Annotated in this window: 26 protein-coding genes; 17 read left to right on the forward strand and 9 right to left on the reverse strand. The window is 32.8% G+C overall.

Features of this window, described 5'->3' with window-relative positions:
* Nucleotides 1-2: 2 nt before the first annotated feature.
* Genes M4I23_RS06060 through M4I23_RS06080 form a run of 5 tightly spaced genes read right to left on the reverse strand, consistent with a single transcriptional unit; the run spans nucleotide 3 to nucleotide 4,979 of the window.
* On the reverse strand, nucleotides 3-494 hold the full coding sequence (locus tag M4I23_RS06060) for a TRAP transporter small permease (RefSeq protein WP_158849754.1): 492 nt from the start codon (nucleotides 492-494) through the stop codon (nucleotides 3-5).
* Nucleotides 495-496: 2 nt separating this feature from the next.
* Entirely contained in the window at nucleotides 497-1,471 is a 975-nt protein-coding gene (locus M4I23_RS06065) for a TRAP transporter substrate-binding protein (RefSeq protein ID WP_249753787.1), read from the reverse strand.
* 33 nt (nucleotides 1,472-1,504) lie between these two features.
* Nucleotides 1,505-2,917 (reverse strand): glucuronate isomerase, encoded by a 1,413-nt coding sequence (uxaC, locus tag M4I23_RS06070; protein ID WP_249753788.1) that lies wholly within the window; start codon nucleotides 2,915-2,917, stop codon nucleotides 1,505-1,507.
* A gap of 3 nt (nucleotides 2,918-2,920) precedes the next feature.
* Complete coding sequence (gene uxuA / locus M4I23_RS06075) at nucleotides 2,921-4,096, reverse strand: mannonate dehydratase (RefSeq protein WP_158849750.1); 1,176 nt, start codon at nucleotides 4,094-4,096, stop codon at nucleotides 2,921-2,923.
* A 55-nt stretch (nucleotides 4,097-4,151) separates the two neighbouring features.
* Nucleotides 4,152-4,979 (reverse strand): SDR family oxidoreductase, encoded by an 828-nt coding sequence (locus M4I23_RS06080; RefSeq protein WP_158849748.1) that lies wholly within the window; start codon nucleotides 4,977-4,979, stop codon nucleotides 4,152-4,154.
* A gap of 179 nt (nucleotides 4,980-5,158) precedes the next feature.
* Between M4I23_RS06080 and M4I23_RS06085 the strand changes: the two genes are divergently transcribed.
* On the forward strand, nucleotides 5,159-6,235 hold the full coding sequence (locus tag M4I23_RS06085; protein ID WP_249753789.1) for a substrate-binding domain-containing protein: 1,077 nt from the start codon (nucleotides 5,159-5,161) through the stop codon (nucleotides 6,233-6,235).
* Nucleotides 6,236-6,237: 2 nt separating this feature from the next.
* On the opposite strand, the gene M4I23_RS06090 is transcribed toward M4I23_RS06085, so the two are convergent.
* Both M4I23_RS06090 and mscL read right to left on the reverse strand, forming a co-directional pair.
* On the reverse strand, nucleotides 6,238-6,390 hold the full coding sequence (locus tag M4I23_RS06090; protein ID WP_199269861.1) for a hypothetical protein: 153 nt from the start codon (nucleotides 6,388-6,390) through the stop codon (nucleotides 6,238-6,240).
* 4 nt (nucleotides 6,391-6,394) lie between these two features.
* A complete protein-coding gene (mscL, locus tag M4I23_RS06095) occupies nucleotides 6,395-6,835 on the reverse strand; it encodes a large conductance mechanosensitive channel protein MscL (RefSeq protein WP_158849744.1) in 441 nt (146 codons plus the stop codon).
* Between the two features lie 235 nt (nucleotides 6,836-7,070).
* Here mscL and M4I23_RS06100 point away from each other — a divergent pair, with 235 nt between their 5' ends.
* Complete coding sequence (locus M4I23_RS06100; protein WP_249753790.1) at nucleotides 7,071-7,670, forward strand: SatD family protein; 600 nt, start codon at nucleotides 7,071-7,073, stop codon at nucleotides 7,668-7,670.
* Nucleotides 7,667-8,386: a DUF3307 domain-containing protein gene (locus M4I23_RS06105; protein WP_249753791.1), complete on the forward strand. Its 720-nt coding sequence runs from the start codon at nucleotides 7,667-7,669 to the stop codon at nucleotides 8,384-8,386. The genes M4I23_RS06100 and M4I23_RS06105 overlap by 4 nt, the downstream gene beginning before the upstream one ends.
* A 42-nt stretch (nucleotides 8,387-8,428) precedes the next feature.
* Here the strand turns inward: M4I23_RS06105 and M4I23_RS06110 are convergent, their stop codons facing one another.
* Complete coding sequence (locus tag M4I23_RS06110) at nucleotides 8,429-8,581, reverse strand: hypothetical protein (RefSeq protein WP_158849738.1); 153 nt, start codon at nucleotides 8,579-8,581, stop codon at nucleotides 8,429-8,431.
* Between the two features lie 254 nt (nucleotides 8,582-8,835).
* Here M4I23_RS06110 and M4I23_RS06115 point away from each other — a divergent pair, with 254 nt between their 5' ends.
* From M4I23_RS06115 to M4I23_RS06145, 7 genes are all read left to right on the forward strand, one after another.
* The gene (locus tag M4I23_RS06115) at nucleotides 8,836-9,465 is read left to right on the forward strand and encodes an SDR family oxidoreductase (protein ID WP_249753792.1); all 630 of its coding nucleotides are present in this window, start codon (nucleotides 8,836-8,838) and stop codon (nucleotides 9,463-9,465) included.
* 137 nt (nucleotides 9,466-9,602) lie between these two features.
* Entirely contained in the window at nucleotides 9,603-10,508 is a 906-nt protein-coding gene (locus M4I23_RS06120; RefSeq protein WP_249753793.1) for a YihY/virulence factor BrkB family protein, read from the forward strand.
* Nucleotides 10,509-10,615: 107 nt separating this feature from the next.
* The gene (locus M4I23_RS06125; protein WP_158849732.1) at nucleotides 10,616-11,626 is read left to right on the forward strand and encodes an AI-2E family transporter; all 1,011 of its coding nucleotides are present in this window, start codon (nucleotides 10,616-10,618) and stop codon (nucleotides 11,624-11,626) included.
* 183 nt (nucleotides 11,627-11,809) lie between these two features.
* Nucleotides 11,810-12,451, forward strand: coding sequence for an NADPH-dependent F420 reductase (locus tag M4I23_RS06130; RefSeq protein WP_042498672.1), 642 nt, complete (start codon nucleotides 11,810-11,812; stop codon nucleotides 12,449-12,451).
* Between the two features lie 51 nt (nucleotides 12,452-12,502).
* Nucleotides 12,503-12,802 (forward strand): ribosome-associated translation inhibitor RaiA, encoded by a 300-nt coding sequence (gene raiA, locus M4I23_RS06135; protein WP_249753794.1) that lies wholly within the window; start codon nucleotides 12,503-12,505, stop codon nucleotides 12,800-12,802.
* 118 nt (nucleotides 12,803-12,920) lie between these two features.
* Nucleotides 12,921-13,229, forward strand: a complete 309-nt coding sequence (locus M4I23_RS06140; protein ID WP_249753795.1) for a hypothetical protein — start codon at nucleotides 12,921-12,923, stop codon at nucleotides 13,227-13,229.
* Nucleotides 13,230-13,278: 49 nt separating this feature from the next.
* Nucleotides 13,279-14,673: an NAD-dependent succinate-semialdehyde dehydrogenase gene (locus M4I23_RS06145; RefSeq protein ID WP_249753796.1), complete on the forward strand. Its 1,395-nt coding sequence runs from the start codon at nucleotides 13,279-13,281 to the stop codon at nucleotides 14,671-14,673.
* Between the two features lie 156 nt (nucleotides 14,674-14,829).
* On the opposite strand, the gene M4I23_RS06150 is transcribed toward M4I23_RS06145, so the two are convergent.
* Nucleotides 14,830-16,185: an NAD-dependent succinate-semialdehyde dehydrogenase gene (locus M4I23_RS06150; RefSeq protein ID WP_249753797.1), complete on the reverse strand. Its 1,356-nt coding sequence runs from the start codon at nucleotides 16,183-16,185 to the stop codon at nucleotides 14,830-14,832.
* A 201-nt stretch (nucleotides 16,186-16,386) separates the two neighbouring features.
* Here M4I23_RS06150 and M4I23_RS06155 point away from each other — a divergent pair, with 201 nt between their 5' ends.
* The 7 genes from M4I23_RS06155 (at nucleotide 16,387) to M4I23_RS06185 (ending at nucleotide 19,193) form a co-directional block, all read left to right on the forward strand.
* On the forward strand, nucleotides 16,387-16,716 hold the full coding sequence (locus tag M4I23_RS06155) for a YtxH domain-containing protein (protein WP_158849724.1): 330 nt from the start codon (nucleotides 16,387-16,389) through the stop codon (nucleotides 16,714-16,716).
* Nucleotides 16,717-16,742: 26 nt separating this feature from the next.
* Nucleotides 16,743-17,090 carry a hypothetical protein gene (locus M4I23_RS06160; RefSeq protein WP_158849722.1) on the forward strand — a complete coding sequence of 116 codons (348 nt, stop codon included), beginning with the start codon at nucleotides 16,743-16,745 and terminating at the stop codon, nucleotides 17,088-17,090.
* Entirely contained in the window at nucleotides 17,090-17,296 is a 207-nt protein-coding gene (locus M4I23_RS06165; protein WP_249753798.1) for a DUF6327 family protein, read from the forward strand. The genes M4I23_RS06160 and M4I23_RS06165 overlap by 1 nt, the downstream gene beginning before the upstream one ends.
* Nucleotides 17,297-17,629: 333 nt before the next feature.
* Complete coding sequence (locus M4I23_RS06170; protein ID WP_249753799.1) at nucleotides 17,630-18,079, forward strand: PA2169 family four-helix-bundle protein; 450 nt, start codon at nucleotides 17,630-17,632, stop codon at nucleotides 18,077-18,079.
* A 241-nt stretch (nucleotides 18,080-18,320) separates the two neighbouring features.
* Entirely contained in the window at nucleotides 18,321-18,482 is a 162-nt protein-coding gene (locus M4I23_RS06175) for a DUF1328 family protein (RefSeq protein WP_249753800.1), read from the forward strand.
* Between the two features lie 75 nt (nucleotides 18,483-18,557).
* On the forward strand, nucleotides 18,558-18,749 hold the full coding sequence (locus tag M4I23_RS06180; RefSeq protein ID WP_158849714.1) for a hypothetical protein: 192 nt from the start codon (nucleotides 18,558-18,560) through the stop codon (nucleotides 18,747-18,749).
* A 90-nt stretch (nucleotides 18,750-18,839) separates the two neighbouring features.
* Nucleotides 18,840-19,193: a hypothetical protein gene (locus tag M4I23_RS06185; RefSeq protein WP_249753801.1), complete on the forward strand. Its 354-nt coding sequence runs from the start codon at nucleotides 18,840-18,842 to the stop codon at nucleotides 19,191-19,193.
* Nucleotides 19,194-19,263: the final 70 nt, after the last annotated feature.

A 19,263-nucleotide genomic window follows, 5' to 3' on the forward strand; every position in this document is an offset into this window, starting at 1 on the left:
AATTATTCGGTTATTTCGTTAGCATTAATTTTTCCTAAATGATACACGGAAAAACACATAATAAAAAGGCCACTTATTGGTAAAATAGCATAAATGTAACCTAAAGGAATCCGTAATGTTCCAGATAATTGCCCTAAATGTAATGTAGTATAAACTAAATTGAAACCACCGATTACCATAACGATTAAGGCAAATAAAAAGATACAGATTTCAATAAAAATGAGTGCTTTTTTCTTTGTTTTACCTGAAAATTTTTGATACAAGAAATCCATAGATAAGTGTTCTCTTTTTCCGCTTAAATAAGCAGCTCCAAGAATAGATAACCAAATTAAAGAAAATCGAGCTAACTCCTCCGTAAAGGCAAACGAGGTATTTAAAACATATCTTGAAAACACCTGACTTAAAACATCTATAACCAATAAACCGAATATAAAAACTAAAATAATTTCCATAATTCGACATACTTTATTAAAAAGAATATCTGCTTTTTTCATACCTATTGGTTTTTAATTTTGTTGATAAGTTCGCTCATTTCTGGATGTTCTTTTTCGAAACCTTCTAACACAGATTTTGATTGCTCTTGAAATAAAGATTTATCTGGAATTATAATTTCTACACCTGCTTTTCTTGCTGTAGCCATAGATTCTTCAACAGAATTTTGCCAAAATACTTTTTCAGCTTGAGATGATTCATCTGCAGCTTCTTGAACCCATTGTTTTTCTTGATCGGTTAATTTATTCCAAAACTTTGTACCTATTAATAATACGTCTGGCACAGAAGAATGTTGATCTAAAGTATAATACTTGCTTACTTCATAATGATTTGAAGATACAAATGATGGAGGATTATTTTCAGCACCATCAACCACACCTTGTTGTATAGCAGTGTACAATTCTCCGTAAGCCATTGGTGTTGGAGAGCCTCCTAAAGCTTCCACCATATTAATAGCCATTTGGTTATTCATCACTCTAATTTTAAGACCTTTTAAATCTTCTGGTTTGCGTATGGCTTTGTTCGATGTGTAGAAACTACGGCTACCCGCATCATAATAACACAAACCTCGTAACCAAAATTTACTACCTTTCTCTAAAATAGCTTTTCCAACTTCACCTTCTAAAACATCATATTGATGTTGTTTATTTCTGAATAAATATGGAATACCTAAAATATGGTATTCTGGCACAAAATTAGATAACGTTGCTGCACTAACTTTAGTTACTGCTACACTTCCAATTTGAAGTAATTCTAAGGCTTCACGTTCTGATCCTAATTGGCCATCAGGGAAAATTTTAATTTGTATTTTTCCTCCCGATTTTTCATTTAAAGCTTTTTGAAACTCCAAAATCCCTTTATGAACGGGATGTGTTTGTGGTAATGTATGCGCTAAATACATCATTTTAACATCGTCGTTTTTCTTGCAGCCCTGCATAACGAACAAAATTAAAAATGCATATATTATTCTATTCATCATTCTTATTTAGTTTAGTTTAGTGGTGATCTTTATTTATTTAAAGTTAAAATATTTAACAGCGTTATAATAGCAAATGTCTTGAATTAATTTTCCAATAAATTCTATATCATTTGGTACAAGTCCACTTTTAATATCTTCTGCCATTAGGTTACATAAAATTCTTCTAAAATATTCATGTCTTGGAAAAGATAAAAAGCTTCGACTATCGGTCAACATTCCAACAAATCGGCTTAATAAGCCCATATTAGAAAGCGTGTTTAGTTGTTTTTCCATGCCATCTTTTTGATCTAAAAACCACCAACCGGAACCCCATTGCATTTTTCCAGGAGCATCTGCACTTTGAAAATTCCCCATCATTGTGGCGAATACTTCATTTTGTGATGGATTTAAATTATAAGTTATCGTTTTGGCTAATTGACCTGTTGATTCGAGTGTATTAAACAATTTCGACATAAATTCTGCCATCGGAAAATCGCCTATAGAATCGCAACCAGCATCTAATCCAACTTGCGATACCAATCGAGAATTATTGTTTCTTATTGGTCCCAAATGGTATTGCTGTACCCAATTAAATTCGTGATATTTTTTTCCTAAATATAAAAATAAAAACGAGCGATATATGTTTATTTCTACAGTTGAAAGGATTTCGTTATTTAATTTCTTTTCGAAAAGAGTATGAATCTCTTCATCGGTAAAATCAACCATTTCTAAGGCTTCACCTACTCCAAAATCAGATAATCTACATCCTAATCCATTAAAATAAACAATCCGTTCATCTATCGCTTTTAAAAAGGTTTCAAGAGAATCAATTTTAAAACCAGCCGTATTTCCAAGCTTTTTTAAATAGTCTAAAAAATCCGGTTTTCCTATAAAGAAAAGATTGTCTGCTCTAAAAGTTGGTAATACTTTAGTATAAAAATCACCTTTAGAAATCTCTTTATGGAATAATAAATCATCAGATGGATCGTCGGTTGTACAAACCACTTCTACCTTCATATCTTCTAAAAGCTGCGCCGGTGTTTTATTTTCTAAAATACTATTTGCTTTCTCGTAAATAGATTCTGCTGTACTTGGTTGCAGAATGTCATCGATATCAAAATAACGTTTTAATTCTAACTGCGTCCAATGAAAAAGCGGGTTTCTAACAGTATAAGGTACCGTTTCTGCCCAGCTTAAAAATTTATCTTTTAATGATGCTTCTCCTGTAATATTAAACTCTTCAATACCATTAGCGCGCATACCACGCCATTTATAGTGATCGCCTTTTAACCAAACTTCTGTTATATTTCTAACAGGTTTGTTTTCGGCAATTTGTTTAGCAGATAAGTGATTATGATAATCTATAATTGGTAAATCTTTAGCGTACTGATGGTATAATGTTTCAGCAACTTCAGAATTCAGTAAAAAATTATCATTTATAAAGTTTTTTGAATTTATAGTACTCATAATTTATAAACTTTTCGAAATTCCAAATTCTAAACCTCTCAATTCTGCCAAACCACGCAACCTTCCTATTCCAGAATACCCTGGATTTGTTTTCTTACCTAAATCGTCTAACATTTGATGCCCATGATCGGGACGTACTGGAATTAAAGCATCCTTCATACCTGCAGCTTTTCGTCTTCTTTCTTCAAAAACTACAGCTTTTACTACGCTATACATATCAACATCACCCTCTAAATGATTGGCTTCATAAAAGTTTCCTTTTGCATCACGTTGGGTACTTCTAAAATGTAAAAAATGAACACGATCTGCAAAACGCTCAAATATTTTCACCAAATCATTATCGGCACGAACACCTAAAGATCCTGTACAGAATGTAATTCCGTTCGATCTATCTGGTACTTCTGCAAATAAATAAGCATAATCTTCCTCTGTACTTACCACTCTTGGCAATCCTAAAATAGCATAAGGAGGATCATCTGGATGAATACACATTAACACCTCGTTTTGAGATGCTACAGGAATAATTTCCTTTAAAAATGCCGCTAAGTTCTCTCTTAATTTTTGCGCATCAATATCGGCGTAAGTATCTAGTATCGTTTGAAATTGCTCTAAAGTATAACCCTCTTCAGCACCTGGTAATCCCGCAATAATATTATTAATTAATTGTTTTTTATCGGCTTCGGAAAGATTCTCGGCGTAAACTTTAGCTTCGGCTTGTAATTCTGAAGAATAATCATTTTCTGCACCAGGGCGTTTTAATAAAAACAACTCGAATGCCGCAAAAGCAACTACATCAAACCGGAGAGCTTTAGATCCATCTTCCACTTCAAACCCTAAATCTGTACGTGTCCAATCTAAAACAGGCATAAAATTATAACATACAATATGCACACCACAACTTGCTAAGTTTTGAATACTGGTTTTATAATTATCTATATACTCTTGAAAGTTACCAGAGCGCGTTTTAATAGTTTCATGCACGGGTACACTTTCTACAACACTCCAAGTAAGACCCGTTTTTTCAATAGTATCTTTTCTTTTTTGAATCTCTTCTACCGTCCATACTTGTCCGTTTGGAATATGATGTAATGCCGAAACAACACCCGTTGCTCCTGCTTGTTTTATATCGGATAACGATACGGGATCATTTGGTCCATACCAACGCCATGTTTGCTCCATATTTTATATACTTTTATTACAAGGTTTTTGAAAACCTCGTAGAATTTTAATTTATTTAAACACCACTATAAGCGCTAAAACCGCCATCGATTGGTATTACAACACCTGTTACAAATGATGCGCCTTCTCCACATAACCACAATGTTGTGCCTATTAGATCTTCCGGCTCACCGAATTTACCCATTGGTGTTTGTTCTATAATTTGATTACCACGTGGTGTTAAACTACCATCGCTTTCGGTAAGTAAACTTCTGTTTTGATCTGTTAAAAAGAAACCTGGTGCTAATGCATTTACACGAATCCCCACTTTAGAAAAGTGTACTGCTAACCATTGTGTAAAGTTTGATACGGCAGCTTTTGCACCACTGTATGCTGGTATTTTTGTTAACGGTGTAAAAGCATTCATAGATGAAATATTTAGAATACTGCATCCTTTTTTGCCTACCATATCTTTAGCAAAAACTTGTGTTGGTAACAAAGTGCCTAGAAAGTTTAAATCGAATACAAATTTAATTCCTGTAGGATCTAAATCGAAAAAGGTTTTAAATCCTTCTGTTTTATTATCTAAATCTGCTTCAGCAAAATGAGGATTAGAAGTTGTTCCTAATGGGTGGTTTCCTCCTGCTCCGTTTATTAAAATATCGCAAGGGCCTAATTTAGCATTCACAATGTCTTTAGCGTCTTGTAACGATTCTTTTTCTAAAACATTTGCAGCAACACCAATTGCAACACCTCCATCGGCATTAATCTCGTTTGCAATAATATCTGCGGCTTCTTTGCGCAAATCTAGAACGGCTATTTTATGACCTTCTTTGGCTAATGCTTTGGCTAATGCGCCACAAATAACGCCTCCTGCTCCTGTTAAAACAATTACTTTACTCATAGTTTTGATAGTTGAATTTTTCTTTAATAGCACGTTTTCGTGTACGCACACACAAATATAACAAAAAAATAGTGTGCGCACACTAAAACTAATTATTTTTAACTAAATTGCTTAAAATTAAAGTTCTATAATTTCAATTTTTAATTGTTTCTTATAAACTTAAACTTAACCTATTTAAGATGATTACTATAAAAGATATTGCAAAAGAAGCCCAAGTTTCCGAAGGTACAGTAGATCGTGTTATTCATAACCGTGGTGGCGTATCTAAAAAAACAGAAGCGAAAATTAGAGAAATTCTTAATCGTCATAACTTTAGTGTAAACCCTATTGCTAGTGCTCTTGCCATGAAAAACAAGCACATAATTGCAACGCTAATGCCTAAACATAATGCAGACGATTTATTTTGGAAATCACCACATATGGGCATTTTAAAAGCGGCCGATGATTTAAAAACTTTTGGTATTCAGGTTAACAATTTTTCTTTTAATCAATACGATGCACTCTCCTATTTCGATACTTTTAAAACCTTATTAGCATCGGAACCTACGGCTGTAATAATGGTACCTAATTTTTCGAAAGAAACAAAAAAAATAGTAGCACTTTTAGAAGATAAAAATATTCCTTACTTATTTTTAAACATTGATATTGATGGGTTTAAAAACATGGCTTTTGTTGGGCAAGACTCTTACAAAGCTGGATATATTGCTGGAAAGTTAATGCATTTTAGCAGTCCAAATGCTGAAACTTTTTTAATTCTTCAGGCACGACATAATATATTAAAAAACAATGCCGTATCGAACCGAATAAAAGGATTCAATGATTATTTTCTAAAAAACAATGTTAGCTCTAAAAGCCAAACACTAAAATTAGATAGCTTAGATAATACGGCAGAAACTAAAGAAAAAATAAACAGCTATTTAATTAAAAACCCTGAAATTAAAGGCATTTTTGTTCCTTCGAGTAGAATTTACATTATTGTAGATTGTATAGAAAATAAAACCTTAGAAAATATTAAATTGATTGGTTTTGATAACACACCTCAAAACATTGAATGTTTATTAAACGATTCGGTTTCTTTTTTAATATCTCAAAAACCATTCGATCAGGGTTATGAAGCCGTGCGTATATTAACTGATTATTTGGTTCAAAATAAAGCACCAAATTCTAAGACATATTTACCCATCGATATTCTTATAAAAGAAAATGTAAAATATAATGAGCGTAATGAGTCTGCATTTGAAAATAAGGAAGATTAAAACTAACTCTTTTCCTCTTTAGAACGTTTAATAATTTCCTTTAATCGTTCTTTTCTCAACGCAACTTCAGCTTTTTTCTTATTCTTCTTTTGGTCCATTAACCTAGAGTGTTTAGCTTTATTCTTTGTGTTTTTATCTCGTCCTGTCTTTCCCATAATTCTACTTCGATTTTAATAACTTATTCTGCTCTTCCATTAAATCAGTAAGACGCCCTAACAACTCAATATCCTTTGGTGTTGCCACTGTTTTATCTTCAGAATCTTGTGCTTTATTTCGTAATTTATTCATAAATTTTACTACAATAAAAATAGTAAAACCTATAATTAAAAAATCGATTAAAGCTTCACCTAATGCGCCATAACCAATAGCAACCTCATCGGTTAATATTTTCCCTGTAGCATCTAAAACCGCATCTTTAAGAATTAGCCGTTGATCTTTAAAATTAACGCCGCTGGTTAATAAAGTCAATGGCGGTAAAATTACTTTTTTCGCCAGAACATCGATTACTTTGTTAAATGCAGCACCAATAATAATACCGACTGCCATATCCATCATATTGCCTTTTACAGCAAATTCTTTAAACTCTTTAAATAATGTCATATTTTTGATAAATTATACTGCAAATATATTAGTTTGAAGTTTTAATTTTCCTCACTTTTAAAATTAAAGCATATAAATAGTAGCTAATTACAATATATTTAAAATTAAAACCTTAAAAGGTAATATTTATAAATATTACCATATAAAGGAATAAAATAAAATATTCTATTTTAAAGGAATATATTTTGTAATGAAACAGAAAAGTAATACATTTGATAAAGAAGCCTAAATTACAATGATTAGCATAATAACGGGAGATATTATAAATTCAAAATCTAGCGAGCCCAAAAAATGGCTAAATACGCTTAAAGAAGTTTTGAACCAATATGGTAAACAGCCTACGCAGTGGGACGTTTTTAGAGGTGATAGTTTCCAATTAGAAACCAAGCCGGAACAAGCATTAAAAGCGGCTATTTTAATAAAATCGAGTATAAAACAATTCAAAAAAATTGATGTTAGAATTGCGATAGGTCTTGGAGAAAAAACATATTCCTCCGATAAAATAACCGAGTCTAACGGCACGGCTTATATTAATTCTGGTGAATGCTTTGACGACTTAAAAAAAACAACACTTGCTATAAAATCCCCTTTTGAGCATTTTGATATACAAACCAATATTATGTTTGAATTGGCTTTGCTTACCATAAATAATTGGACAACAACCTCAGCTAAACTCATTAAAATGGCTTTAGAAAATCCCGAACTTACCCAAGTGGAACTTGCAGCACACTTTAACACTACGCAAAGTAATATTAGCAAAGGACTGAAACGTGGTGGTTTCGATGAAATTTCCAAACTATTAAACTACTACAACGCACAAGTAAAAACATTATGATTATACTCTTTATTAAACTCATACTTGCTCATTTTATAGGCGATTTCCTGCTTCAACCACAAAAATGGGTAGAACATAAAGAATCTCGCAAGCACAAATCTAAATACTTATATTATCATATTTTAGTGCATTTTGCAGCTTTACTTGTCGTTTTACAATTCAATTTCGAATATTGGCTCGGTTTTCTAATCATCATCTTATCTCATTACATTATAGACCTCATCAAACTTAAACTAAAAACAAAATCTAATGCTAGATTATTATTTGGTTTAGACCAACTAGCACATTTAATAGTAATCGCCATTGTTGTTAGTGTTTATAAGCCTTACGCCTTAAACATTAACTCATTATACAACCCTAAATTCTTATTACTAATTACAGCCATATTAGGCGTAACAGTGGTTTCTTCAATTATCATGAAAACCGTAATATCTAAATGGTATTTTAAAGAAAATAACAGTAATTTATCTTTAGAAAATGCTGGTGCTTTTATTGGTATCCTTGAACGTCTTTTTGTGTTTGTTCTAATAATTTCTCAACACTGGACAGGTATTGGCTTTTTGATTGCCGCAAAGTCAGTGCTTCGTTTTAGTGATTTGTCTAAAGCAAAAGATAGAAAACTTACAGAATACATTCTTATAGGAACTTTATTAAGCTATGGTTTAGCTGTTCTTTTCGGAATAAGTTATGAGTACCTATTAGGGTTACTTGGATAAAATTATAAATAATTATAGAGTTGAATAATTTCGTCTTTAATCCTATAAAGAGATCAAAAAAGTTACCAAAATAATTAATATAGCTGCCACAAAATAGAATCCATATTTCGTCAGCTTATCTTTTTGAAAAATATAATTCCCTTTTTCATCATTCTTATCTTTTACAAATTCAAAATTTTCTTTTCCTTGTTTCATTATCTTTCTTTTTATGTGTTTACTTAATCATCCTTGATGATTTATTATTACAAGTTTGTTAATCTATATAATGCCGTCAAATTTAATTATCAAGTATAACTCTGATTAACGGTATCCTATAAATTTTTAACTCAATAAAACAGTAGATTCAATCTCCTCAAAGTTTATACTCTCAAAAAGTAATAGTGTCAATAATAGATTCATTTGGATTAAAGATAAACATGAAATAGTAGCACCTTTGAAAAAAACAAATTATGGAAAATATATTAGTAGCTGGTGCCAACGGTACCACCGGAAAAAAAATAGTAAACTTATTAAATGCATCTCAATATTTTAAACCTGTTGCTATGGTTCGTAAAGCCGAACAAGAAGAACAGTTCAAAAAAGATGGTATAGAAACCGTTTTAGGAGATTTAGAAAAAGATATCTCTCATACCTTAAAAGGTATAGATAAAGTAATATTTGCAGCGGGTTCTGGAGGAAAAAACGTTATTGACGTAGACCAAGAAGGTGCAAAAAAATTAGTAGATGCTTCAAAAAAAGCCAATGTTAAGAAATTTGTTATGTTAAGTTCTATGGGAGCAGAAAACCCAGAAAAAGCAAGCGACTTAAAAAGCTACTTAATGGCTAAACATAATGCTGATGAATATTTAAAATTAAGCGAATTAACATATACTATTGTTAGACCAGGAAGCTTAACAGATAATAACGCCACAGACCATATTGAATTAGAAAAAAGTTTAAATAAAAGTGGTTCTATTAGTAGAGCCGATGTTGCTCAAACTTTAGTGAGATCACTACATGATGACGCCGCTATTAACCAAACTTTTGAAATTATAGAAGGTAATACTCTTATCGGAGAAGCTTTAGACACGCTATCTTAATTAAAAATATATACTTCAAGACTATTAGGTGTGTCTTTTTATTTTTAGAATAAAAAAGGCACACCTTTTTTAATAAAGAGCATGCATTCATTTTTATTCAATCCGCTTTTTAAATCCCACTAAAACTGCGCTGTACCATGGAGCAATTACAAACAACACATCAATTTAGCATTAAAGAACTTCCTTCTTTAATAAAAGAAACATACACCTCTTGGATGGCCGACGATCCGTTTAGGCTTAGTGCTATTGTGGCGTACTATACCGTATTGGCACTACCCGCTTTATTGGTGATTATAATAAATGTAATTGGTGCTATTTGGGGTGTTGAGATTGTACAAGGACAATTAACCGATGAAATTTCGGCCGCATTAGGTAAAGATGCCGCAAGTGCCATAGAGAATATTATTAGTGAAACTCAAAATTCAGAAAGTAATTTTCTGTCTACAGTTATAGGTATTGGTACGCTACTTTTTGGTGCAACTGGTGTATTTTATCAGCTAAAAATATCGCTTAACGAAATCTGGAAAATTAAAACCAATCCTAATGCTAAAATCTGGAAAATTATTACCGATCGTGCCTTGAGCTTTGCCTTCATATTGGTTATAGGTTTTTTACTTTTAGTTAGTTTTATAGTTACAGCAGCCATTAGCGCATTAAATAGTTATATACGCGATGCCTTACCAGATGTTCTATTATACATCGCTTACATATTAGATTTTGTATTATCTGTGGGTATTATTTCTGTGCTTTTTGCTTTAATGTTTAAGTACTTACCCGATGCTAAAATTAAATGGCGAACTGTATGGATTGGTGCTATACTTACCGCCATACTCTTTGTAGTTGGTAAATTATTATTAGGTATTTATTTCGGTCAAGCCGATCCGGGTTCTACCTATGGCGCAGCCGGAAGTATTGTTCTAATTTTGTTATGGGTATCTTATTCATCCCTTATTCTGTTCTTTGGTGCCGAATTCACCTATGTCTATGCAAAACGTTATGGTAAAGGCATTGAACCGAAGACTATCGGTATTATAAAAGAATAACTATCAGTTCTATACGAGTTAACTTTTTAATGGATACCATTAATTGATTTCATCTTAAATCCTGAGTTTTGATGTAATGGAAAACTAACCATTAATCACTATTACTTATGAAACATATCAGCCCACAAATTATTAGACAAATTTTCGTTCTGCTACTCATAATTCTAATGGGTACTCTCATAATCAAGGAAACTCTACCCTATTTAAGTGGTGTTCTTGGGGCAATAACTATTTATGTTATTCTAAAAAAACCAATGAAAAAATTAACTGATAAAGGTTGGTACCCTAATATGGCAGCCCTCTTTTTAATGATGATGTCTTTTTTGTGTATTATGGTTCCCGTAGCTGGTTTAGCAGTTATGATGGGAAGTAAAATTCAATATGCGGTTGATAACTCTCAGAAAGTGATTAATGCCGGAAAAGGACAATTAGAAAAAGTAGAATCGTATTTCAATATAAACACGGCTTCCGATATAGATACTGGAGCCATTACATCTTGGTTATCAGATAAATTACAAAATTTTGCAGGTGGCACATTTAATATGGTAATATCCATAACTTTAATGTACTTCCTTTTGTTTTTTATGTTAACCAATAGAAAAAAATTAAAAGAATCTTTATATGAATATATCCCTATAAAAGATGAAAACCTAAAAACCATAGGCAAGGAAACTAACGCCAATGTAAAAGCAAATGCACTCGGTATTCCTTTAGTAGCCATTGGTCAAGGTATTGTGAGCCTAATTGGCTTTTTAATATTCGGCATTTCCGATCCATTTTTCTGGGCAGCCATTGTTACCGTTGGATCTATGATTCCGTTTGTAGGTAGCGCATTGGGTACCATTCCCGTGTTTTTATTAGCCTTATCAAACGGTGATAATTTCCAAGCTTGGGGAATATTAATTTACGGTATTGTAGCTATTGGGGCCACCGATAATGTGTTTAGACTATATATATTAAAAAGGCTCGACGATGTACACCCTTTAATAACCTTAGTGGGCGTTTTGGTTGGGGTACCACTATTCGGTTTTATCGGGTTAATCTTCGGGCCTTTATTAGTTAGTTTATTCCTTATTGTACTTCGCATTTACAAAAAGCAATACGGAGAAACCCAATAAATAGTAATAGAAACAGCTTACACGTTAAATACCATTCAATTTATAGCGATTTAATCCTTCTTAATGGATAGCATCAAAAAAGAACGGGAACAAGTCAACCCACACCGTCATTGAGTCGTAATATTGAAGTAGTAAGAATAATGAACCCTTCTGAAGCAATTCAGAATATAAAAACATACAATTATGAAAATAGGAATAATAGGAAGCGGAAAAATTGGAGGAAATTTAGGAAAACATTGGGCACAAGCAGGCCATAACGTGCTATTTAGCTCGAGACACCCAGAAGAATTAGGAAGTCTTGTTAAGGAAGCTGGAGCCAATGCTAAAGCTTTGACTGTAACAGAAACTTTTGAAGCTAAAGCTGATGTTTATGTATTAGCCATGCCGTTTAAAGCCATTGACGAAATCGCAGAACATTACGCAGGCGAATATGCAAACAGCATCATTTTAGATGCTACTAATCCGTATCCATCTCGAGATGGCGATATGGCACAAAATGTAAGAGATGCTAATTATAATGCATCGGAATATACAGCCATGAAATTTGGTACAGCAAAAACAGCCAAAGCATTTAATACCATACAAGCCGATCACTTAAAAAATCGTGCTTTTAGAATGCAAGACAAACTATCTGTCCCTTTTGCAGCGCAAGACGAAAGTAGTAAAAACGTGGTAAAAGAACTTATAGAAGATATTGGTTTCGATGCTGTTTATGTTGGAAACTTAAGTGATTCTAAAATTATGGATCCCGATCAAGAAATTTACGGTATGTCGGTTTCTAAAACAGAACTTTTAGATACCATTCATTCTCAAAAATCATTTTAACACCAAAATTTCTTTACTTATTTAAAAAGAAATTAACTAAAACCTAAACACATGCAAATTATATATCAATATCACGATGTCTCTGCAAATAGTAGCTTAGAAGCCATCGCAAAAGACAAACTAGAAAGCTTACAGAAAAAATTCAATTTTGTCCATCGGGCAGATGTATTTTTTAAAGTACAAAACCGAACGGATGATAAAGAACAAATTTGTGACATACGCTTAAGTTTGCCTGGCCCAAGGGTATTTGCATCCACAAATGCAGAAACATTTGAAGCCGCTATTGCTGAAACTCTTCAAGACTTAGAGATTCAGCTAAACAAGACAAAAGATAAAATGGGAGCTAGATAAACGCTTAATTAAAGATAACTATAGGTGGTTGGAAATGGTCTTGACAAACTTTTGAATGTTGAGGCCTATTTCTTTTAAAGCCATCCCATTTTAACATTAACCCTTAAAATATAATACAATGAAAACTTCAGAAAACATAAATAATACAGATTCAACTTATAATTCTAACATTACAGAAGATGATATCAGCGCCCTAGGAAAAAAAGGCCTGAGAGCAGACTCTGAAGATGATAGATTGTTACTAGACCGCGAAGAATCGATAGATTTTCAAGGGAAAGATTTAGATATCCCAGGAAGAAGTAAAAGTGGTATTAACACCACTCAAATTATTACAGATGAAGAAAACACCCTATTTGGACAAGGCGGTGAAGACAAAGAGAATTTAGAAGCTCCAGAACGTGCCAATGTAAGCAGAAGTGAGAAGTAGAAACGCGCCTGAGTCCATAAATAAAAACTAGAAAAAGAAAGAAAAAATTATGAGTAATACAAAAGATAAAACCCATTTTGAGACTATTAATCCTGCAACAGGAGAAACAATAGAAACATATAAATACATGGACAGCAAAGAAGCTGCCAGCAAAGTAAAAGACGCACACAACGCCTTTTTAAAGTGGAAATTAACATCTTTAGATGAACGTGCAAAAATTATAAAATCTATTGGTGAAACTTTAGAGAAAAATAAGGATGCCTATGCTAAACTTATGACTGAAGAAATGGGTAAACTAATTTCACAGAGTTATGAAGAAATAGAATTGTGTATTGGCATTTGCGACTATACCGCTACAGAAGGTTTAAAACATTTACAAGATGAACACAGACCACTTTATGATGGAGGAAAAGGAACTATACATTATTCGCCAATTGGCGTAATTTACGGTATTCAACCCTGGAATTTCCCGTTATACCAACCTATTCGTTATTCTATAGCCAACTTAATGGCAGGAAACGGTGTTTTACTTAAACACGCTAAAAACGTAACAGGATCGGCCATTATGTTGAAGAAAATATATGAAGAAGCAGGGCTTCCAAAAGACTTGTTTCAGGTACTAGTTATTAATCACGATGTATCGGATGAAATTATTGCCAACGATGCCGTTAGAGGTGTTACCTTAACAGGGAGTTCTGGAGCCGGAAAACACGTAGCTATAAAATCTGCCGAAGTATTAAAGAAAACCGTTTTAGAACTTGGTAGTAACGATGCTTATGTTGTTTTAGACGATGCTGATATAGACTTAGCAGCAGAAGTTTGTGCCAAAGCTAGAATATACAATAACGGACAAACCTGTGTTGCCGCTAAACGTTTTATAGTAGCTGATAGTGCTTACGATGCTTTTAAAGAAAAATTTGTAAGCCTTATGGAGAGTATGGAACTTGGTGATCCCACAAATTCGGATACCGATTTAGGCCCTATAGCTCGAAAAGATTTAAGAGAAGAACTACATGATAAAGTAACAAAAAGTGTTGAAAACGGTGCTAAAATTTTATGCGGTGGCGAAATACCGAACACAAAAGGTTACTTCTACCCTTCTACTGTTTTAGATAACGTAAAACCAGGGCAACCTGCATATAGCGATGAGCTTTTTGGACCTGTAGCTTCTTTAATAAAAGCAAAAGATAATGAAGATGCTATGCGCATTGCCAATGATAGTAAGTTTGGTTTAGGTGGTGGTATTTTCAGTAAAAACGAAGAGAAAGCTTTAGAGTTAGCCAAAAATCATTTTGATACAGGAATGATACATATTAATTCTTATGGCTTAGCGTATCCTAATATGCCTTTTGGAGGCGTAAAAGATTCGGGTTACGGAAGAGAACACGGTGGTTTTGGTGTACGCGAGTTTACTAATGCAAAAGCCATTACACAACAAAAATAATTAACTTAGTTTGAATAGACTTTTTCAAACTAAATAGAATTAAATAACCTCATCTTGAAATTAACTTCAAGATGAGGTTTTTTTATGCGCTAGACATAAAAAGAGCCCTAATTATAGGGCTCTTTTTATATTAACGCAATCTATTTTATTAGATTTCTATTTCTTGATATATACCGTTTTCTTATTTACGAATTCTAATATACCTTCCTGAGACAATTCGCGTCCATAACCAGAAGCCTTTGTACCTCCAAAAGGTAATTGAGGATCCGATTTTACCATATCATTTATAAAAAATGCGCCATCAGGAATATCACTAATAAGCTTTCTAGCCGCTTCTAGGTCTTTTGTGAAAATCATGGTACCTAAACCAAATTTAGAATGTGTTGCAGTCTCTATAGCTTCTTGCTTATCCGCTACACGAATAATGGCTGCTACTGGTCCAAAAAGCTCCTCATCGAATGCTGGCATACCTGGTTTTACATCTTCTAAAATAGTCGGCTCAAAATAATTACCGTCGTTATTATAACCGTAAGTTACTTTAGCGCCTTTTTTAATAGAGTCTTCAACTTGTTTCTCTAAACCTTCTACTAAGTCTTTTCTAGCCATTACGCCTATTTCGGTATCTTCCTCCATAGGATCTCCTTTTTTAATTTCAGCAACACGTTTTTTAAAGGCTTCTATAAATTCATCGTAAATAGCTTCGACCACAATAAAACGTTTAGCGGCAATACAACTCTGTCCTGCATTTTGCATTCTTGCCATTACTATAGTATCGATATGCTTTTCTAATTTTGCATCTTCTAGAATAATACAAGCGTTATTTCCGCCCAATTCCATAACCGATTTCTTTAAATGCTTTCCGGCTAAAGCTGCAATACTACGTCCGGCTTTTTCGCTTCCTGTTAGGGTAACACCAGTAACACTTTGGTGAGCTATAATAGTTTCAATATCCTCATGGCCTATTAATACGGTTTGAAAACAACCTTCTGGATATCCAGCATCTATAAACAATTGCTGCATAGCCAAGGCACAACCTGTGGTGTTAGACGCATGTTTTAAAATAGCTGTATTACCAGCAGTAAGTGTTGGCGCAGCAAAGCGCATAACTTGCCAAAACGGATAGTTCCATGGCATAATGGCTAAAATAGTACCAGAAGGATCGTAACTAATAAAACTCTCTTTGGCATCGGTTTTAATTAATTCATCGGCTAAAAAATAAGCCGCATTTTTTACATAAAAGTCGCAAACTGCACTACACTTTTCTATTTCGGCTATACTCTGTGAAATAGGTTTACCCATTTCTTTGGTCATTAGTTCTGCGTATTCCTGTTTTCTTTCTAGTAGCAATTGAGATACCTTATTAAGCATATCAGTTCTATCACCAATAGTTTTCATTTTCCAATCTTTAAAAGCATTAGCGCCTTTATCAATTATTTGCTGAACTTCAGACTCCGTATGTAATTTATAAGTCTTTATATCCTTATTATTAAAGGGGTTTTTAGTTGTTATCATAATTATTTCATTTTTAAATATACTGCCACAAGGTATACACATATTATCAATAAAGATAACACAATCCATTTACATATTGCCTCATACCATTCTATGCCGACTAAGTTAATATTTTAAGCGTTTGCGTCAATACTAACCGTAAATAGATTGCATCTTTGTAACAGAAACAAGAAGTAATATTAATTTAAAACATTTTACAACATGAACAATAATGGAAACACATTTTTAGGAGTATTAGCAGGAACAGCAATAGGTGCTGCATTAGGAATTCTTTTTGCACCAGATAAAGGATCTGCAACTAGAAAAAGAATTGCCGAACAAGCAGAATCTGCTAAAGAGAGTATTACAGAAACCACACTCGATATTAGAGATAAAGCAGCTTCTACTGTAGCCTCTAAAAGAGAAACATTAGATACACAATTGGATAACATTGTATCGGATGTAAGTCATAAAGCAGAAGACGTAATTTCAACGTTAGAAACTAAATTAGCAGATCTTAAAGCTAAAAACAAAAAGCTTCAAAAATCATAATAAGAACAATATAAAAGAAATCATAAATGGGAATAATTGAAGCATTAGACGAGACCAGCTCGAAGGCAGTAAAAACAGGAGAAGAGTATGTGCAGACTTCTAAAAATTACTTTGAATTAAAAGTATTTCAGCAGTTAGCCATTTTATCTACTGCTGGTATTAAGTTAGCCATTTACGGCATACTTTGTACGCTGGGTCTCATATTTTTAGCCGTTGCAGGTGCAGCCGCTTTAAGCACGTATTTTGAAAGTGCCGCTTTAGGTTACTTATGTATAGCTGGCGTATTCTTCCTTTTAATTGGTATTGTTTATTTACTGAGAAAAAAGATAGAAAATAGCGTTATTAAAAAACTCTCTGAAAACTATTTTGACTAATGAAAAAGAAAAATTATAATTCCTTAGAGGAAATTAATACAGCACTACATCTATTGAGTATTCAACGCGAAATTCATTTAGAAGAACTAAAATTGACCAAACATCAATTAAAAGAAGACTTAAGTCCAGCAAACTGGATAAGCACAGCCCTAACAGGCATTAAAAAATACGGCGTACTTATGCTTCTACGCAAAATTATTAAATAGTAAAATATTCCCAAGATTTTTTTACACAAACAAACAAACAAACAAACTAATACAACTAGAACCTTAAAACGTTTTAGTTGTATTTTTTTGTTTTAATATGAAAGGTGCTCGCCTTCATTTATTATCCTAAATTTCAAAACACTTCACGAGCTTCATTTCAATAAAAAGAAAAATATCAACTTTAATTCACTCTAATTAAAACGTTTATCATTTGAGCTAATAACTGAATGGTTTCCGTTAAGGTTAACCTTTCAATAATAGTAAATTTGAGTGTGATATTAAATAGGCTGTATCATTAAAGAAAAGTCTACTAATTAAAAACAAAAAAAGACTATGAGTACTTACACAGAAACAGTAGGAAATAAACTAAACGAAATTTTAGAAAAAACATACGATGCTGAAAAAGGCTACGCAAAAGCAGCAGAAAATACAGATCACTCTTTATTAAAACCATACTTTAAAAAACGTAGTAAAGAACGTTACAATTTTGGTCACGACTTAAAAACTGAAATTTTAAAATTTGGTGAAGAGCCAGAAAAAGGTGGCAGCGTAACGGGAACTGTACACAGAGCCTGGATGGACACCAAAGCCTTGTTTTCTGCAAACGATGCCGAATCTATGCTAGAAGAATCTATTAGAGGAGAAAAAGCTGCCGTGGCAGAATATGAAGATGCTCTAAAAGACACCGCCTTACCATTAAGTACGGCAACATTATTAAGCAACCAGATGAAAAGTATTAAATCTGACTTAAACACTATAAAATTTTTAGAAGATCTAAGTTAATATCAACTTATGTTTACTAATAAAAAAAGAGATGCTATATAGCATCTTTTTTTGTTAGTCTCTATTTATTCTTGGGCGGAATCTACAGTATAACAAGGAATACCAAGTTTTTTCAAGTATTCATCAAATGGATTAACAATAGAACCGATTACGGCAATCTACACGCCAGTTAAATGGCATCTTTGTGTAAAGGAAGTTGATAAAGTATCAACCGAATTATTAACCTTAAAAACAAATTACTATGTTACGTTGGACAGTCACTTTTATAATATTAGCAATAATTGCCGGAGTTTTCGGGTTTGGAGGAATAGCTGCAGGTGCTGCAAGCATCGCTAAAGTTTTATTTTTCATTTTCATTGTACTATTTATAGTCTCTTTAATTAGAGGAAATAAAAGGGTATAATTTAACTCACCTTGCAAATATTGGTGCAAGGAAAAAACAGACCAATACCACATTAACAATAAAAACATATACACAATGAAAAAACCATTTTTATTACTAGCATACGCCTTATTATTCACTATTTCAATATCTTCTTTTACAAGTTGTAGAGATGAAAAATCGACATCGGAAAAAGTTGAAGAAACCATCGATGATGCTGGAGACAACATCGAAGAAGGTGTTGAGGAAATTGAAGACGAAATTGACGATGCTACTGATGACAATTAATAGTATTGATAGAAAGAATTAATATAATAGCAAACAACGGGCATTTCTACTTAAAGATTTAGCCCGTTGTTTCTTGAAAATAAAGAGACCATGGAAAATAAAAATTTAAAAAGCGAGAAAGATTACATTAAAATGTACCAACAAAAAGGTTTTACTAGCAATTTCATGATGGTGAACCATAAATTAGTAGGTACCGAAACTAAAACGGAGTACTACCCTATAGATATTACAGTGGTTGCAGAACATCGTTTTGAGGGAATCAGTAACCCTTCCGATATGTCCATGCTATATGTTATTGAAACAAGAGATGGCAATAAAGGTACTGTTTTGGCAAACTACAGTCCTGCTAGCAATACAAGTACGGCAGAATTCTTTAAAGCTATCCCAAATAAAAATGTATCACAAAAAGCTAATATTTTCGAACAAGAAAAACAGAATTCTTAATAGATTCTTTAACTTCATAAGCACTTAATTCCCATAATAAAATATTACGAAGAAGAATTACAAACATGGA

Origin of the sequence: Algibacter sp. L4_22 (genome assembly GCF_023473045.1) — a bacterium.
Classification (GTDB): Bacteria; Bacteroidota; Bacteroidia; order Flavobacteriales; family Flavobacteriaceae; genus Algibacter.

Coding starts and splice junctions, on each gene's coding strand:
- M4I23_RS06080 (WP_158849748.1), bottom strand. CDS start 4,979: ATGAGTAAAGTAATTGTTTTAACAGGAGCAGGAGGCGTTATTTGTGGC.
- M4I23_RS06090 (WP_199269861.1), bottom strand. CDS start 6,390: ATGGGAAAGACAGGACGAGATAAAAACACAAAGAATAAAGCTAAACAC.
- M4I23_RS06160 (WP_158849722.1), top strand. CDS start 16,743: ATGGGAATAATTGAAGCATTAGACGAGACCAGCTCGAAGGCAGTAAAA.
- M4I23_RS06145 (WP_249753796.1), top strand. CDS start 13,279: ATGAGTAATACAAAAGATAAAACCCATTTTGAGACTATTAATCCTGCA.
- M4I23_RS06150 (WP_249753797.1), bottom strand. CDS start 16,185: ATGATAACAACTAAAAACCCCTTTAATAATAAGGATATAAAGACTTAT.
- M4I23_RS06185 (WP_249753801.1), top strand. CDS start 18,840: ATGGAAAATAAAAATTTAAAAAGCGAGAAAGATTACATTAAAATGTAC.
- M4I23_RS06125 (WP_158849732.1), top strand. CDS start 10,616: ATGAAACATATCAGCCCACAAATTATTAGACAAATTTTCGTTCTGCTA.
- M4I23_RS06130 (WP_042498672.1), top strand. CDS start 11,810: ATGAAAATAGGAATAATAGGAAGCGGAAAAATTGGAGGAAATTTAGGA.
- uxaC (WP_249753788.1), bottom strand. CDS start 2,917: ATGAGTACTATAAATTCAAAAAACTTTATAAATGATAATTTTTTACTG.
- M4I23_RS06085 (WP_249753789.1), top strand. CDS start 5,159: ATGATTACTATAAAAGATATTGCAAAAGAAGCCCAAGTTTCCGAAGGT.
- M4I23_RS06155 (WP_158849724.1), top strand. CDS start 16,387: ATGAACAATAATGGAAACACATTTTTAGGAGTATTAGCAGGAACAGCA.
- M4I23_RS06140 (WP_249753795.1), top strand. CDS start 12,921: ATGAAAACTTCAGAAAACATAAATAATACAGATTCAACTTATAATTCT.
- M4I23_RS06100 (WP_249753790.1), top strand. CDS start 7,071: ATGATTAGCATAATAACGGGAGATATTATAAATTCAAAATCTAGCGAG.
- M4I23_RS06060 (WP_158849754.1), bottom strand. CDS start 494: ATGAAAAAAGCAGATATTCTTTTTAATAAAGTATGTCGAATTATGGAA.
- M4I23_RS06165 (WP_249753798.1), top strand. CDS start 17,090: ATGAAAAAGAAAAATTATAATTCCTTAGAGGAAATTAATACAGCACTA.
- M4I23_RS06175 (WP_249753800.1), top strand. CDS start 18,321: ATGTTACGTTGGACAGTCACTTTTATAATATTAGCAATAATTGCCGGA.
- M4I23_RS06120 (WP_249753793.1), top strand. CDS start 9,603: ATGGAGCAATTACAAACAACACATCAATTTAGCATTAAAGAACTTCCT.
- M4I23_RS06110 (WP_158849738.1), bottom strand. CDS start 8,581: ATGAAACAAGGAAAAGAAAATTTTGAATTTGTAAAAGATAAGAATGAT.
- M4I23_RS06105 (WP_249753791.1), top strand. CDS start 7,667: ATGATTATACTCTTTATTAAACTCATACTTGCTCATTTTATAGGCGAT.
- M4I23_RS06065 (WP_249753787.1), bottom strand. CDS start 1,471: ATGATGAATAGAATAATATATGCATTTTTAATTTTGTTCGTTATGCAG.
- M4I23_RS06170 (WP_249753799.1), top strand. CDS start 17,630: ATGAGTACTTACACAGAAACAGTAGGAAATAAACTAAACGAAATTTTA.
- M4I23_RS06115 (WP_249753792.1), top strand. CDS start 8,836: ATGGAAAATATATTAGTAGCTGGTGCCAACGGTACCACCGGAAAAAAA.
- mscL (WP_158849744.1), bottom strand. CDS start 6,835: ATGACATTATTTAAAGAGTTTAAAGAATTTGCTGTAAAAGGCAATATG.
- raiA (WP_249753794.1), top strand. CDS start 12,503: ATGCAAATTATATATCAATATCACGATGTCTCTGCAAATAGTAGCTTA.
- uxuA (WP_158849750.1), bottom strand. CDS start 4,096: ATGGAGCAAACATGGCGTTGGTATGGACCAAATGATCCCGTATCGTTA.
- M4I23_RS06180 (WP_158849714.1), top strand. CDS start 18,558: ATGAAAAAACCATTTTTATTACTAGCATACGCCTTATTATTCACTATT.